11 protein-coding genes and 1 pseudogene are annotated in these 15,854 nt (G+C 55.1%); 5 read left to right on the plus strand and 7 right to left on the minus strand.

Annotated features, from left to right (window positions below; all coding sequences use genetic code 11):
* Nucleotides 1–27: 27 nt before the first annotated feature.
* On the plus strand, nucleotides 28–1,305 hold the full coding sequence (locus Q4D85_RS07995) for an alpha/beta fold hydrolase (protein ID WP_303199543.1): 1,278 nt from the start codon (nucleotides 28–30) through the stop codon (nucleotides 1,303–1,305).
* Between the two features lie 32 nt (nucleotides 1,306–1,337).
* Here Q4D85_RS07995 and Q4D85_RS08000 read toward each other — a convergent pair whose 3' ends face one another.
* The gene (locus tag Q4D85_RS08000; protein WP_303199546.1) at nucleotides 1,338–2,231 is read right to left on the minus strand and encodes a LysR family transcriptional regulator; all 894 of its coding nucleotides are present in this window, start codon (nucleotides 2,229–2,231) and stop codon (nucleotides 1,338–1,340) included.
* Between the two features lie 72 nt (nucleotides 2,232–2,303).
* Between Q4D85_RS08000 and Q4D85_RS08005 the strand changes: the two genes are divergently transcribed.
* Nucleotides 2,304–3,278 (plus strand): threonine/serine dehydratase, encoded by a 975-nt coding sequence (locus Q4D85_RS08005; protein WP_303199548.1) that lies wholly within the window; start codon nucleotides 2,304–2,306, stop codon nucleotides 3,276–3,278.
* Nucleotides 3,279–3,423: 145 nt separating this feature from the next.
* On the opposite strand, the gene Q4D85_RS08010 is transcribed toward Q4D85_RS08005, so the two are convergent.
* The 3 genes from Q4D85_RS08010 to Q4D85_RS08020 all read right to left on the minus strand — a co-directional run bounded on the left by Q4D85_RS08010 (nucleotide 3,424) and on the right by Q4D85_RS08020 (nucleotide 6,934).
* Nucleotides 3,424–4,596 carry a CHAP domain-containing protein gene (locus tag Q4D85_RS08010; protein ID WP_303199549.1) on the minus strand — a complete coding sequence of 391 codons (1,173 nt, stop codon included), beginning with the start codon at nucleotides 4,594–4,596 and terminating at the stop codon, nucleotides 3,424–3,426.
* A gap of 1,295 nt (nucleotides 4,597–5,891) precedes the next feature.
* A complete protein-coding gene (gene idi / locus Q4D85_RS08015; RefSeq protein WP_303199551.1) occupies nucleotides 5,892–6,428 on the minus strand; it encodes an isopentenyl-diphosphate Delta-isomerase in 537 nt (178 codons plus the stop codon).
* A gap of 14 nt (nucleotides 6,429–6,442) precedes the next feature.
* The gene (locus Q4D85_RS08020) at nucleotides 6,443–6,934 is read right to left on the minus strand and encodes a hypothetical protein (RefSeq protein ID WP_303199552.1); all 492 of its coding nucleotides are present in this window, start codon (nucleotides 6,932–6,934) and stop codon (nucleotides 6,443–6,445) included.
* 215 nt (nucleotides 6,935–7,149) lie between these two features.
* On the opposite strand from Q4D85_RS08020, the gene Q4D85_RS08025 reads away from it, so the two are divergent.
* The 3 genes from Q4D85_RS08025 to Q4D85_RS08035 all read left to right on the plus strand — a co-directional run bounded on the left by Q4D85_RS08025 (nucleotide 7,150) and on the right by Q4D85_RS08035 (nucleotide 10,906).
* Nucleotides 7,150–8,289 carry a MalY/PatB family protein gene (locus tag Q4D85_RS08025; protein ID WP_303199555.1) on the plus strand — a complete coding sequence of 380 codons (1,140 nt, stop codon included), beginning with the start codon at nucleotides 7,150–7,152 and terminating at the stop codon, nucleotides 8,287–8,289.
* Nucleotides 8,290–8,495: 206 nt separating this feature from the next.
* Entirely contained in the window at nucleotides 8,496–9,806 is a 1,311-nt protein-coding gene (brnQ, locus tag Q4D85_RS08030) for a branched-chain amino acid transport system II carrier protein (protein WP_303199568.1), read from the plus strand.
* A 125-nt stretch (nucleotides 9,807–9,931) separates the two neighbouring features.
* The gene (locus Q4D85_RS08035) at nucleotides 9,932–10,906 is read left to right on the plus strand and encodes an LLM class flavin-dependent oxidoreductase (RefSeq protein WP_303199556.1); all 975 of its coding nucleotides are present in this window, start codon (nucleotides 9,932–9,934) and stop codon (nucleotides 10,904–10,906) included.
* A 22-nt stretch (nucleotides 10,907–10,928) separates the two neighbouring features.
* Here the strand turns inward: Q4D85_RS08035 and Q4D85_RS08040 are convergent, their stop codons facing one another.
* From Q4D85_RS08040 to Q4D85_RS08050, 3 genes and pseudogenes are all read right to left on the minus strand, one after another.
* On the minus strand, nucleotides 10,929–13,958 hold the full coding sequence (locus Q4D85_RS08040; protein ID WP_303199559.1) for a hypothetical protein: 3,030 nt from the start codon (nucleotides 13,956–13,958) through the stop codon (nucleotides 10,929–10,931).
* Between the two features lie 195 nt (nucleotides 13,959–14,153).
* On the minus strand, nucleotides 14,154–14,648 hold the full coding sequence (locus Q4D85_RS08045) for a hypothetical protein (RefSeq protein WP_303199561.1): 495 nt from the start codon (nucleotides 14,646–14,648) through the stop codon (nucleotides 14,154–14,156).
* A gap of 103 nt (nucleotides 14,649–14,751) precedes the next feature.
* Nucleotides 14,752–15,854 (minus strand): annotated as a pseudogene (locus Q4D85_RS08050) (hypothetical protein); the annotation flags it as partial.

The following is a 15,854-nucleotide window of genomic DNA, read 5'->3' on the forward strand; positions in this document are numbered from 1 at the left end:
GACATGGTAGTTGCTAGACTCGCTTTCATGGAAGACAGCGCCACCGACAAGCTTGTAACCACCTGTCCTAGGGGAATCTGCCACGGCACATCCAGCGCTGGGGTGACTGTCTACCCCCGCATCGTCTATGCGGCCGCACCCCGATTCGCCGCGTCCGGTTTGGTGGAAACAACAGCCGAGCCGGAACACCCATTGGTGCTGTCCATCACCGCCCCCACGCACGCTACGCCACTATCCGATTACCCGGTTCTGGTGTTCATCCACGGCGGGGGTTACGAAGGCGGCCACTACCAAGAGCCGTGGCTTAATGCCACCGCCCTTGCGCAAGCTAGGATTATCACCGTGAGCGTGGAATACCGCACCGGCATCGACGGCTTCGTCCCCTTCCACGACGACACCCCGCACCACTACCGCGGCATCGACGATTGCGCCCTCGCCCTGGATTGGGTACAAGAAAACATCGAAAGCTTCGGCGGCGACCCCACCAACGTCACCCTCATGGGGCATTCCGCCGGCGCCGGGATCGCGCTGTGGCTGGGGCGAAAAGACCACTACAAGGGAACTTTTCGACGCATCTGGGCACTGTCCCCGGCGTTCCCGCACACCTCGGCCAAGCGTCGTAAAGCTGCTTTACGACGCGCCCTGACCGCGCCGATCACCCGCACCGGCCTGTTAAAGAAAACCGACGAACAGCTACAACGCGGCTACCGCCGCTACCAACGCTTCGTCTTCTTCGACCTACCGCTTGGCCCCACCCCTTTCCAACCTCACGAGCTAGTCGACATACCGATAATAATCAGCTGCACCCGCGAGGAAATGCTTATCCACAACACAGCACGCCGCATCGACGCTAGCTGGTGGCGCGGAATAGCCCGGCCGATCTTTCGCAACGGCGTCGGCATGTCTGGTAGCTGGCAGCCACCGAGATTGAGCAATTACCTCGGTTACCTCATCGGCGACGCCATGATCCGCCGCCCCGTCGTCCACGCACTAGAAAACGCGCCGGGGCAGTGTTGGGCGATCGAATACCGAGGCACCCCCACCCAACCGGTGGTGCACTGCGCGGATATTCCGTGGGTCTTTAACAACACCGAACTGCTACCGCCGGGCATTCCGGAAATCAACTACACCCCGGCCGAGCAATTAGTCGACACGGTGCATCAATACGCAATCACCTTCATTCGCGGCACCCTGCCCGATTGGCCCACCTACCGACCTAAGCGCAGCGTGCTGGGCATCGACATAACCGGCGATAAAACAATACTGACCGACCCGTTCGGCTATATCCGGGACAGCAGCACCTAGTTTTAGTAAAACCCGTGTTTGTTAACGTCCTGTTAGCTTTCATGTGCACCGCTTGGCAGACAATTGCGAACAATGTCGTTATGGCATAACTCTTCCCACACCCGGTTCACCGGCGCGGATACCAGGTGTTCCGGCAGCGTTTCCACACAAATATCCCGGACCATGCCGGGCAGTTTCTTCGTGGTCACCGACGCGTGGGTAAACGCTTCAAGCGCAAGCGCCGGAAGCAACGACACCCCCAGACCAGCAGCGATCAACGACTGCACCGCCACATAATCATCACTTCCGTAGCCAGTTACTGGGTGCAACCCCACCCGGTGCAAGACCGCGTGCATGTGTGCGCTGCATTGCGGGCAACCCAGCAACCACGTGTCATCGGCATAGGCATGAAGATCAACACCCCGGTAGTTTTCCTGCGCCACCACCAGATACAACGGATCCTGGAACAGCACCTGGTGCGTCGTGGGAAAATCCCCGTTCAGCTCCGGGTACCGAAACGTCAACGCAATATCTGCTTCATTGCGCTCAAGCAATTGCCGGGCCACCTCTGGTTCGGCATCAATAATGTCGAAATGAAACGTCGGCATGGCCCGCATAAGTAGCGGAACCACCTGGGAAATCGCGGATGGAAATGCCGCTATCCGAATCATCCCATGCTCCGCGCGAGTCACCGCCGCTATGTCTCGCTCAAGGCGGGCAAGCTCCTGCACAATCACAGTTCCCCGGCGTGCCAAAAGCTGCCCTTCCTGGGTTAGCTGCAGGTTGCGCCCCTTTTTCACTACCAATGTGGCCTGGGTTTCCTCCGCCAGCTTGGCCAGGTGGTGGGAGACGGTGGGCTGGGAAATATCCAATTCGTCTGCCGTGGCCTGCACCGATCCTAATTGGGCGAAGGTAACCAAGACGTTGAGCCGGTCTACATTAATCACATAGACCAAATTAATCTAAAACATCATCTATATCCATTAGACCTAAGTGTTTTTCTGCTTCACACTTAAACCATGACTACTGCAACTTCCCCAACAACCACCATCACCTTCGACATGATCCGCCGCGCCCACGACGACTACTGCGCACACCTTAACCCCACCGCCAGTTATTCCTACCCGCTGCTTAACCACCACTTCGACCGTGAGATAATACTCAAACACGAAAACACCCAGCCCACCGGCGCGTTTAAAGTACGCGGCGGATTAGCGCTCTTCGCGCTACGCGGCACGGCCGCATTAGAACCAGGCATCATCAGCGCCAGCACCGGCAATCACGCCCAATCAATGGCCTATGCCGCCACCCAGCACAACACCCGCTGCACCATAGTCATGCCGCAGGACACCCCCGCTGATCGCGCCGAAGCGGTGGAATTATTAGGCGCCACCGTCGAACTAGTCGGTATGGACATGTCCCAATCACTGGCGCACGCCCGTGCGGTCGCCGCCGCAACCGGCCAAGTGTTCATCGCCCCTACGGAATATGAGATCATCGCCGGTCACGCCGGGGTGTATGTGGAATTATTCACCGACCACACCGACCTCGATGCGGTTTTCGTCCCTATCGGCTCCGGTTCCGGTGCCGCCGGTGCCTGCCTGGTGCGCAATGAACTAAGCCCCACCACCAAGATCATCGGCGTCCAATCAGCCCAAGCGCCCGCCGCCCACCACGCGTGGAAAGACAACGACTTTTCCGGTGCCCCCGCCACTACCTTCGCTCTTGGCCTTGCCACCACTTCGGCGTGTACCCGCACCCAGGAAATCCTCCGCACCCACCTCGACGACTTCCTGCTTGTCGACGACCCTGCCATCGCAGAAGCACAACGCCTCCTCGCCACCAGCGCCCACACACTCGCCGAGGGCGCCGGTGCCGTCGCACTCGCCGGGCTCGCAGCCTACTCCCCCATGCACACAACCGCCGCCATCATCAGCGGCGGCAATGCCACAGCGGGAGAAATCGCGGGGCTTTCTTGTATCGCAACTACTTAAAATTCCCATTTCACAAGGAGAAAGTAGATGTGTGCTGTTTGGGCCAACAGCGATTTAGTGAGGTTTTCTCGCCGAAGAAAACCTCACTAAATGCATCTCAAGCAAATGAACGCTTAGGCTTTACGTAACCTAAATATCCGAGTACCTAACGTCGCTGCATGAAATGCTGAAATGCCGCTGCAAGACCTCCGAGAACCGTTATTATGACGACGACGATTGCCGCAATGGATCCAGCAGAAGACGATTTGGTGTCTTTATCTGGAGCAGGTGAAGAATCATCTGGGGCCAATCCACCAGGCGAAGGATTGGACTTCGGCTCTTGAATATTTACTGTCGTGCATTTTAGTTCAGTGTTTTCGCCTTCACCGATGTTGATTCCGTAAATGCACACTTCCTGTACACCCCTTTTTGAGGTTTTGATTGTGTGATAAATGCCGTGGTTTCCTTGAACACCGAGACGATTAAGGTCGGGACGAGGTTTATCAGCTTTGAGGTTGAAGCCTTCGGCATTGGGGTTTCCGGCTTTTCCGCCGATGTAGACATGAAAATGAATTGAGTTCGATGTGTCGTCGCGGTCTAGAGTCCAGCCATCGATGCTAACGGTCCCTTCCCCTCCTTCAACACTGTCGATTGCTCCGAACGGAATATTATGACCGATAGATACATGATGACAACTGAGGAGGACATTATTCCCAGGACCGGTGTTGATGGCGTATAGGCAGACTTCCTGGTTTCCTCGTTTTCCGGTAAGGATTTGCTCTTCGAAACCATGATTGCCTGGGAAACCTATGTTGTTAATATCTCCACGGGGGTGGTGTGCTCCGATTGCATGGCTTTCGGTGCCAGGAATTCCAGCTTGTCCACCGATATATACATGAACAGGAATGGATTTGCTGGGTTCATCTCTATCGGCAGCCCAGCCACGAACGGTGATGAATCCACCTCCGCCACTAATGTCGTCTACGTGCCCCACCGGATTTTGCCCACTTGGCTGTGAGGAGCCAGAAGACCTTGCAATGGCGGCATCATCAATGTGCAGATACAGGTGCGGCAAGTCTCCACCTGACAGTCGCTGGCGTACAGAGATTGCAGGTTGATAGCTGTCCCAAGAGACATCAATGGAACCATCACCGTGGACTGCTTCTACAACCGCAACGTGACCTAAAGGATAGTTTGGGTGGTCTTTAGGCCACCATGCGACTGCACCCACTGTCGGAGTGTTGTTTTTGGCATTAGGTGCACGGTGTTTCCATTCCCATGCATCCCCCCCACGTTCCCTGATCAGGAACACCACCTTTAGCGAGGCGATAAGCCACATAGCGGGTACAGTTGTGGATTCCACCAAAGTAACGTTTGTCCGCCCAAGTGCCGGTGTGAGCCCCGTAGCCAGTGTGTGCCAAACAGCTGTAGTCATTGGACCGACACAGGTTTTGTTTTCCAGCATGCGCCGCTGGCGTTAAGAAACCCACGATAGATAAGAGGGAAATGAAAACTATAAAAAAGCGGTGTCCTTTACACTTCACGATGATTTCCTCAGGAGATAATCGAGGTTAACTGATAATTCATGAGCATACCACCATCAGTGAATAATATCCGAGCATTTGACATGAGGTATGGAAAATATAAAAGAAAGTTGCACGTTAAAGGTGATTTATCTGAGAAAATAGGGGAAACCTGGAGAGGTTAATTTAAGAAAGTTTCATCAAGAGTGTTTTTAAACCTAAACATTGTAGCTCTCAACGTCTCCCGTTGATGTTTGGAAATTCCTTGCTTGAGTCCACCTGACCGTGAATTCCGCTTTTCATTCATGACGCTTCTGGTGGGCAAAACGATTGTTAAGGAATAAGTTTCGCATCTCACCTACATGATGAATGCAGTCACCTTTATTCAGAGTCTCTCATTGAAACGACAAATCTAGTTCAATCACAAAAATCCGTTAAAACACAGCCAGTACTGTTGCGAACGCGTAATTCGTAGCGGCGTGGTGACGATCGTGTAGCGTTTGGGCGGGTATCATGTAGCGCTTGAACTTACCTTAATTGGAGGAATTGTTTGCGCGGGAGTGGTTGCTTTAATAGGTATGTTTGGTTGCAATAGCGCTAAAGAAAAAGTATGTGCTAACGCTCGTCGTCGATAACAATTCTCTAGTGCAGCAAATAAGCTGGATTTCTCTGTTTTATGTTTGGAGGTTTAACAATGATCACAAGCAGGATCATAGTCTCCGTTCTTTATGGAATCTTCGTGTACTTTGTAGCGATTGAAAAATTCTACCTTGCATCTATACCCCTATTAGGTCTTATTGCTTTCGCAGCGATAGCGCAGTACTTGCTAAATTCTCTCAATTGGAACAGAAAGATGCCTTTTTGGGGGATTGCTGTCATATTCTTTTTATGGATAGTTGCGTATCTTGGACCTGTTAGAAATGAATTTGCAATTCCTATGGGCTTCATCTCTGGAATTGCTGTCCTAGTTATCTCTTGTCACGCAAATAAAGAAAGAGGTTAACAAGAAGATAATGGATCTTACTGACCAAAAACAATCTACTAGAGTTTTCTCGCCAGGTTGGAGCGTGTCAAATTTCGTTTTCGGTAAAAACCTTTATTTTGCGTGTGGTTAAGAAACCAGTGCTTCCCGCAATTCTTGGTGCCCTAGTTGCTCCACCATCCACGGGCTAAAGGCGAACGGGGTGGCATCAATTGCGGCGAATAGGTCGGCTGGTTCGACCCAGTGATAGGAGTCGACTTCGTCCGGGGTGGGATTGATGGCCGCGGTTGGAATCTGGGCGCGGAACACGGGGCAGATTTCCCACTCCACAACGCCGCTGGAATCGACGGCGCGGTACCGGAAATCCGGCAGGATGCATTCCGGTGCGTCGATCGCGGGAATGCCAAGTTCATGCGGCACCCACCGGGTCACCGCTTCGGCAGCGGTTTCACCGGGGGCTAGGTGTCCGCAGGCGGAATTGGTCCACACACCGGGCCAGGTGCGTTTGGAAAGGGCGCGGCGGGTGATGAGCAATTGGCCGTCGGGGTTTTGCACGTAGCAGGAAAATGCCAGGTGCAGTGGGGTGTTAGCGGTGTGGACGGTGGCTTTTTCGGCGGTGCCGATGGGGTTGCCGTGATCGTCGGATAAGACTACAACGTCGGTCATGGTATCGAATCGGCTTAGACGCCGGCCAGGTTGCCCTGGAAGATGAGGTTGCCGATGGTGAATTTTGCGTCGTAAAGCTCACCGTAGCTGGCATCGAAGGCGAACTGCAGGTTCGTAGTAGCACCAGCGCCCAGCGGCAGGTCAAGCCCGACCGTACCGGCGGTGACGGGGCTTGCGCCCTTGAGAGAGACGGTGAGCACGTCAGGCGGGAGTGGAACGTCGTTGAGGTTTTTCACCAGGAGATAGACGACGGAGCCCGCGCCCTCAGTGTTGGCACCGGTGGCCTGAAGCGTGACTTCGATGTTGAGGCCGGGGTCGGTTTGCGGCTCTTTGAGGTTGGTTACCGTAACCGGGCTGGCTTCTTTGGGTTCAAAGGTTTTTGTTTCCGTAGCGTTCGAGCCAGCACCGATGGGAGTGTTGGGGTCTAACGCCGGGTCGTCCGAACAGGCGACGAGCCCAGCAGCCATGCCGATGCACACAATCATGGTTGCTACGTTTCGTTTCATTTTTACCCTTTCGGCCAACGCCACGAATATTGCTGACGGCGACGACAAGAACTTCTGGTGGTCTGCGTCCTAAGTTACCGTCGATAGTAAAGTTTAACTTGTAGTTAATATACGTGAAACGAAACCCGAATCCCACTTGAAAACCCATACGAAGCCCGGCAAAAAGTGTGAATATAACCTTAAAGTCCGGTAGCCCACCAATTAGCATGGTGGGCATGCTTTTTCCTGATTATGACCAACTTGTTGCCCGCCACACGATGAAATGGACCAGGTATCCGAAGGACGTTATTCCGTTGTGGGTGGCGGAGAGTGATTTTTGCACCTGCCCGGCGGTGCGTGAGGCGATTACGGACGCGGTAGCGCGGGAGTCATTTGGTTACCCGCCGGATAATCCGGGGGTGTTGGCCGCCACGGCGGAGTTTTACCAGGATGTGTATGGTTTCCCGGCGCGCCCGGAGTGGGTGGTGGCGGTGCCGGATGTGGTGCGGGGGTTGACCATCGCGGTCGATCATTTCACTACCCCGGGTTCGCCGGTGATTATTCCGATCCCGGCGTATCCCCCGTTTTTCCAATTGCTTCAAGCCACGGGCCGGGAGGGAATTTTCGTCGATTTCACTGGTGGGCTGGACATCGCCGCGATTGAAGCTGCTTTCGCCGCCGGTGCGGGGTCCTTGGTGCTGTGTAATCCGTTTAATCCGCTGGGCTTTGTTTTTAGCGAGGCTGAGCTGAAGGCGGTGTGTGCGGCTGCGGCGAAGCATTCCGCCCGGGTGCTTGTCGACGAAATTCATGCCCCGCTCGTCTACGACGGAACCCACGTGGTTGCCGCCGGGATTGATGACACTGCCGCCCAGGTGTGCATCACGGTGACCGCCACCTCAAAGGCGTGGAATACCGCTGGGTTGAAATGCGCCCAGATTATTTTCAGCAATGAATCCGATGTGCGCCGCTGGGACGGGATTGATGGGGTAACAAAGGATGGAGTGTCCACCATCGGTTTGGTGGCGGCCGAAGCTGCGTATCGTCATGGCCGGGACTTTCTGCGCGAAGAAGTCGATTATCTGAAGGCCAATCGGGACTATCTGATCTCGGTATTGCCGGAAGTGATCCCTGGGGTGAAGATTGTTACGCCTGCGGCGACGTATCTGATGTGGTTGGATTTGTCGGATACGAATATCCCGGGCAATAAAGCAGAGTTTTTGCTCACACATGCCAAGGTGGCGGTCAACGACGGCAATTGGTTCGGCGAGATCGGCGACGGCTGTGTTCGGGTGAATTTCGCCACGTCACGCGAGATTTTGGAGCAGGCGGTCGACCGCATTGCACAGGCTGTGGCGGGGCTTTCTGCCACTGGTTAATACCAGTGGCTGGTTTTCGTGTTTGGCGAACGCCCAATTAAAGTACCAAATATTATTTGTCATGCTGCATACTGCGCCTACTTGATCGAAAACTTTTGGAGAGCCACATGAGTACTGCCGGAAACCCGCACCCGAATGCCACCGCGGGGGCGTCGAAAAGCACGACCGGGGGCATTCGGATCGTGACATTGGTGCCCATCGCATTGATGTTGTTCTCCATGTTTTTTGGCGCGGGCAACCTGATTTTCCCGCCGCAGCTCGGGGCGCAATCGGGTGAGAATTTCTTGCCCGCAATGATCGGTTTCCTCATCGGTGGGGTTGCTCTTCCGGTCATTACGATCATCGCTATCGCGTTGTCGGGCCAAAGTGTGCGTTCATTGGCTGCACGTGGCGGCGCGATTTTCAACGTCGCATTCTCTGTTGCTGTGTATCTGTCCATCGGCGCGTTTTTTGGTATCCCCCGCACCGGTGCGGTTAGTTTCTCCACCGCGATCGCGCCGGTCACCGGGGTCGATTCGACCGCTGCATCGGCAGTTTTTAACTTGTTTTTCTTCGGCGTCTCGTATTGGTTAGCGCGCAACCCAACCGATTTGGTGTCCCGACTGGGTAAAATCCTGACCCCAAGCCTGCTGATCCTGCTGTGCGTTTTGGTGGTCATGTCACTGTTTAAGCTGCATGGCGCAACCCAACCACCCACAGAACAATACGTCGAAACCCCACTGGTATCTGGACTGCTAGAAGGCTATTTAACCATGGATTCCATCGCCAGCTTGGCATTTGGCATCCTGGTGATCTCCGCGATCCGGGGGCACAACCCCACGCCGAATTCCGATACTTCCCGCTTCCCCGTTGTAAAAGCAACCGCCATCGCGGCACTCATCGCGGGTTTCCTGCTGGCGGTCATCTACGTCGGCTTAGGTGTCATGGGCAGCCGCATCCCGGACGGCCAATCATTCTCCGACGGCGCGGCACTCCTGTCGGCCGCGTCGCTGTCCACCTTGGGCACCACCGGGCAGATCGTCTTCGGCGGCATCGTCTTGCTGGCGTGCCTGACCACCTCGGTGGGCTTGCTTGCCGCCACCAGCGAGTTTTTCAACTACCTGGTCCCTAAAGTCTCCTACCAGTTGTGGCTGCTGGTTTTCGTTTTGGTGTCGTTTTCCATCGCCAGCCTCGGTTTGGATGCGGTGTTTAGCATCGCGATTCCCATCATCGTCTTCCTCTACCCCATCGCGATTACCGTGGTCGCCGCCACGCTTATCGACGCCGCCACACGCAAGTACTCCATGTACTGGGGCTTCCGGGTGCCGGTGTGGGTTGCTGTTATATGGTCCATGCTGACCACCGTCGCCCCGCAAGCAGTCGCATGGTCGCCCGGTGCCACCATCCAATTAGGCTGGGTCATTCCGGTGGCAATCGCCATGGTCATCGGCATCATCATCGACCTCATTAACCCCGCCGACGCCCGCAAGCGCAGCACTGCCGCGGCGGCACTGGTTCGGGAAGCGCCGCTGGCCTAAGCGCCGTTGGCCGAAAACAACAAGGGCCAAGCGACTGCACAGTGCATGGCCGGGCAGCCCGACTAGCACTTTGTGCTTGTCGACGCACACCAACCGGCACACAATCTGCCAGTACACTTGAGCGCATGTCTACCCCCAGCTTGTCCCTCCTCGACCTGGTTCCCACCTACCAAACGCAAAGCCCCGGTGAGAGCCTTGCCGGAAGTATTGAACTAGCGCAACTTGCGGAGCGCTTCGGGTTTAAGCGGGTCTGGTACGCCGAACACCACAATTTCCCGGCAATCGCGTCGGCTGCACCGGCTATTATCATCGCCCACGTTGCCGCACACACCAGCACCATTCGGGTCGGCTCCGGCGGGGTGATGCTGCCCAACCACGTGCCCTATATGGTCGCCGAACAATTCGGCACCTTGGCTGGGCTGTATCCGTCGCGCATTGACCTCGGTGTGGGCCGGGCACCGGGAACCGACGGGAAAACCCTCGCCCAGGCACTACGTCGGCCCCCTGAGGCAGCAGGGAACTTCGAATCAGACGTCACGCAATTGCGGGCGTTTCTATCCGATACCTCCCCCATCCCCGGTATCCAGGCGTTTCCCGGCGCGGGAACCAACGTGCCGATATACATTCTGGGTTCGTCGCTCTACGGCGCAGGCGTCGCCGCCCGGCTGGGCTTGCCGTTTGGTTTCGCCTCGCACTTCGCCCCGGCTGCGCTGCACCACGCGATTGCGCACTACCGGGAGCACTTTGTGTCGTCGACAAGCACCCCTGATCCATACGTCATCGCCACCGTCAATGTCATCGCCGCGCCCGATTCGGAAACGGCACGTCATCGCCACCAGCAGGTTGTGCGCCAGTGGATACGGATTATGAACCCAGCCGCCGCACAGCTTGACGACGCCCAGATCGACGCAATTATCAGCTCCGGGATGGTGCAACCGCTAATGGACATGCTGCGCTACACTGCGGTTGGAAACCCACAGGAAGTACGCGATTACCTGCAAAAATTCGCAGCCGACACCGGCGCCGACGAACTCATGCTGTGTCTTCGCGCCGTAAATCACCAGGACGCTAAAGAAAGCCTGATGTTGATTGGGAGCTAGCGCACGTTCCCACATAGAGCCGCTACTCCAAAACCAGCTGTTCATCAATAAAATCGTGCAGATCCTCCGACTCTTTGGCGGTGTGCAGCACCACGATAACCACGGCGTTGTGGCGGTTGGCGGCTGCGTGAAGCCGCTGCATCGCTGCACGTTGTGCGTGTTGTGGCAGTTCGGAGAGGGTTTCATCGAGGACAACAACGCTTGTGGCTACTTGGGTTTCGGCATAGTCCGCGAGCGCCTGTTGCCGCGCCTTACGGGTGTGGAGGTCGCCGTGAAGCCATGCGGGTGAATCTGTCGTTTCATCTTTTGGCGCGAATTGCAGCACCGCCAAGTCGTCGGGCACGATCACCGGTGCCGGGTCGCAGGTTGCACCATAGAGTACTAGGGCGGTTGACTTCCCCGCCCCGCTTCGCCCGGATATTTCCACAACGCCACCGGTTTCATCTTTGAGGCGTACTGTTTCTTCGATACGCTGCGCGGATAGGCGCGTGTGTTCCGTGGCGAATTGATGGTGCGGTGGCGCAAACTCTGTCAGGTTCAACACCCGCCCCGCCGTTATCAGCGCAAGATCGAAATCTTGCAGCGCACTGATAACGGTAGGCACCTGGGTGGCAAAGCTATAGAACAAGTAGGCCACAACCGCCCCACTAATCACGTTATCCGCCGGAAAGAACACCACCGAGGCGACACCGATGCATAAAATAGCGGCACTGAGCAGGCTTAAATCCCGCTCCCGGGCAAGCTGCGCAGCAATGGCGTTCTTTGTACTGGACTGAAAAACCGCCCGCACCTGCTCAAACACCTGAACCCTGGCGTGTTGAACCAAGGTGGTGCTGGGCAATTGGCGGCTCGTAATAAGCGCGGCGCACTCGCTCAGGAACGTATCCCGCCCGGTTGCTTGCAGCTGCGAGGCGTGGGTTAACCGCGCACTGCCGCGCCGATACAACCAGCCGCCCACCACGACAATGGGAAGGATAATCACCACAAGCAGCAGGCTTTGGCCAGCCACAATGGCACACAACACCGCCACCGAGGCGACTGCGGTAATCATGCTGACCAACGCCCCTGGAATTGTCATCTGCATGGTGGAGAAATCGTCGCCAAACCGGCCCATGTATTCCCCGCGCCGCGCCGGGGTGGAATGGTTGACCGTTGCTTGTGCGGCCTTGACATGTAGACGGGAAAAGTTTGTAATCGGCAGCCGGAATTGCACCAGGCCGGTGACCACCGGGATGACCAGGCAGGCCGCTATGACCAGAACGAGTAATCCGATACTGGTGGGTGAAATCGTCGCGGCGGCTGTTTCTAACACCAGCGGCAGCCCGACGGAAAGAAGTGCGCTAAGCGCCCCGACCAGCAGCAAGGCGGTGGTGCCGCCGCGTCCGAAACAGGCGGCGAATACTTTCTGCGCTAAACGCAGACTCGGCTGTGGCTGCGGTGTGTTAGCGCCGTCGGTCAAAGGTTCAAAGTTTTCCACCGGTTGCGGTGCATCCGGGGTTAGGTGGTACTCGCTGGTTTCCGGTGCAACGTTGGCACCGCTGGTTACCACCCGGTGTATGTCACCTGCGCGGTACTCGAAAACCGGACAATCGCCTACCGAAAGTTTCTTTGTGCCAATAAAAACGATCGGAACGGGACTTCCCAGCACCGCAGTTAGCACCCTCATGCGAGTGTGGTTATCCATCACGGCGAGGAACCCATCCGAGAAGAACACCGCCGAGGTGGTGTCGTCGTTAAGCGTAACCATGAGCGCTATCCACAGCCGGGCTTTCTCCCCCAGCGACAGGGAGGCGGCGCGCCCCTGCCCCAGCTGGGTAGCGGTATCCGCTGGCAGCCCAAAATCCGTTACCAGCCGACGCCAGTTATCCCGCTGCGTACCGCTAAAACCACCGATGAGCTGGTTAACCAACGATTCCGGGAGAACGTCGGGGTTGTCGATAACAACCACGTCCGTCCAGGTGCGGGCGGCGTCGAGCAGTTCGGGCGCTTCGGCCCCACGTATCACACAGCTGGTTTCGATTGCTGGAAGTGGCGTCTCCGAATCGCCAGACGTTGCCGTCGCGCTTGCTTGTCGACGCTCATCCCACTCATTTAGCATCGGGACTGCCAACCGAATCACCCGGTAATTGGCGACCACTTCCCCCATCGCCGAATACAGCAAGGTGGAGATCATCAAAAGCGACAAATAGCTATCGGAAGTTTTGCCGGTCACAACCGCCACCAACACCGCAGCAGCAACCACCACTGGAACCGCTGACTGCAAGACCACCGCGTTGATGGTTTGCAGCTTCGCGCGGTCTTTCATGATGTGTTCTTGGTTTTTCCGTTTCTGGTGCAGCCACCCGAAAACAAGGTCGGTGAGCCTAGCCATGCGCAACCGCCCGGCGTCGGTGGCTATCGCATTGATCAGCTCAACCCGCGCGGTTTCGCTGTCGATATAGCGGTGGAATACGACACCGATTTTGCGCACCATGACGAAGGAGAAATAGGTGAAAATCCCAATGCCGATGACTGCCCACAGCCCGGTGTTTTTATAGGCGATGACCGCGACGATAGCCAACCCCACCGATTGGATGATGCTTAAGACAAAGTCCACCACATACGCCAGCTGGCTTATCTGATTCGGCTGCGTATTCAACCGGCCGATGGCGTTTTCGGAAGTGTCGCTGCCTAACCCCTCGTCTAAAAAGACGCGAAACGCCAGAAACCGCACCCCTTGCACCAGGGATAATTCGGCATAGGACTTTAACCAGGAAAACCCCAGCGCACCTATAAAGCAGGCGATAAAAATCGCCGCCGTCTTGTGCGTATGAACACCCGCGGTCAGGCTGCGTTCAAACGCCTCGAAGTTAAACGGCAACACCAGATAAAACCCGGTGGAAAGCAAACCCCATAGAAAAACCGCCGCGGCTTTCGCCGGAAACGCCGCCACGAACGCAAGCCACGCCGCCCACCCGGACCGGCCGGTTACCTGAGAATTGAACCTTTCATACTGCGTATAGGAGCCAAATTCGCCAAACTTTCTGTCCCAGCTGTATCCCCGATGTGCCAAAAGGTGACCCCACTTCTGTTCGTTTTTCTTTCAGGCTACTTTGCAGGTAATTTACCATCGGATAAGCAGATGTACAGCGAAGACTAGCACGGATAGCAGCTCAAGGCATTACCAGTAACTCCCAGGGTTCTACTCACGACATCGCCAAGACACAACTCCACGTCCTTGATAAGTTCCCCGAATTACCCATTCCGCTCACAAATCTGCCCAGATTAATAGCAGTCCAATTATTATGGCCAACGCACTTAGAAGCGAGATTCCACACCCCATAAAAAGCGGACTTAACCGCACTTTTTTACTTCTATTTTCGCCAGTTTCCGGATACGGTTTTTTACCCAGATTCTCCCGGATAAAAGGAACGAAAGAATTGAATCGCAATGGGAGCGTAAAACCACCGAATCGAACCCAACCCACAACAAGCAAGGTAGCAACTATAGCAAAAGTTAATGCAATCGCCAATGGAATCCTATCCCGCTCCAGCCAAAAATCCGGAAATAAAAATATATTAACCAGCACCGATGGAAGCACGCCGAGCAAGAGGCTTGTTGTGAACTCAAAAATAAAATACCACCCTCCAGCAGGATTGTCTTTGAGCTTTTCTTTTCTTCCTTCTTCGAAAAAATGGGCATAAACAAGCGACGGAATTAAACTGCATGCCATGATAATTAGAATAAAAGTCCGATCAGTCATTGTTTTTCCACTTTATTTTCAATCTTCCTAGTTTGGCTATTAGAAACGAAATCCCTAGAAATTCCACAGTTCGCCAACGTCGTATTAGCAAAGATTACTTGATTTAAAAATTTTCATCGATTCGTTCACCAATTTCACGTCCACCAATTTTTCCGGGTTCGGATGCTGCAATCGCTCCCAGAGCACCACCAATAGCTGACGGAATCGGGCCACCGCCCGCAAAGCCAACCAATGCGCCAGCAATCATCCCGCCAAAAGCCCCACCCAAGGCAGAGCCAGTAGCTTCAGAAACTGGTACAGCACTTCCTGATTCGGCTGTCTCAACCCCTCCAACGAACACGTTTATCCCGTCACCAACGAACCCTATTTTCTTAAGATATTTGGAAGCTTCTGCTAAATCGTCGATATTTTCAACACGAAGTAACCCACTGGGTTCGGGTGCGTAAAGATCATCAATATACTTGACTGTTTCCACCCCCGTTGCAAAGCCGCCGTATCCTGTTGCTGTAGTCGAAGCAATTGTCCATGCGGTTTTGGCATCAATGCTATTTTGTGGGATCTCTGGTGTTGGGGAAAGTTGGTAGGACGCGACTGGGCTCAGTGGTGTTTCTTGAACGTTGAGAGTGTCGTTGATTGGTGAGTACCAGGTTGCTGCGAGTGGTGTTTGAGGTTGGATAGCGTTAATCCCTCGGACTGGTGTTCCTGGGGGTGCTATCCATGTATCTTTACCCTTGTATGTATTTTCGATTACCATCCCGTTGGAATAGGTAATCTGCTGTGTGGTGGTATTCGTTGCCGGATCCCACCGTTGATAGCTTTGATATGGTTGCAGGGTTGATCCATGTGTAGGACGGGGAAGGATTTTCTCATACCCACCGTCTGGGGTGTTGAAAACTAGGCTTCCGTCTGGTCTGATTTTTAAGTCTGGTTGGTCATTGCGATTAATTAGAGCATGAGGTAGGCCTTTGTCGTTAAATCCGTAGGGGTTTCCTAGTGGGCTAGCATGGGATTGCCGCAATGCGCCATCAAACGATGATTTCCCGTCTGCTGGCGGGGTGATCATTTTAGACGTCACCCCATCCGATAACGGTAGTTGCCCATTGGCCATGAGGTATGCCTCGGTGTTGGTTTTCCTGGTTGTGTTCCGTCGGAGGGTTTTCGGATCAACCGGCCCTTGAACCCCCGGACGTAGCATCCGCATATCCG

Origin of the sequence: Corynebacterium sp., assembly GCF_030532965.1 — a bacterium.
Taxonomy (GTDB): Bacteria; Actinomycetota; Actinomycetes; order Mycobacteriales; family Mycobacteriaceae; genus Corynebacterium.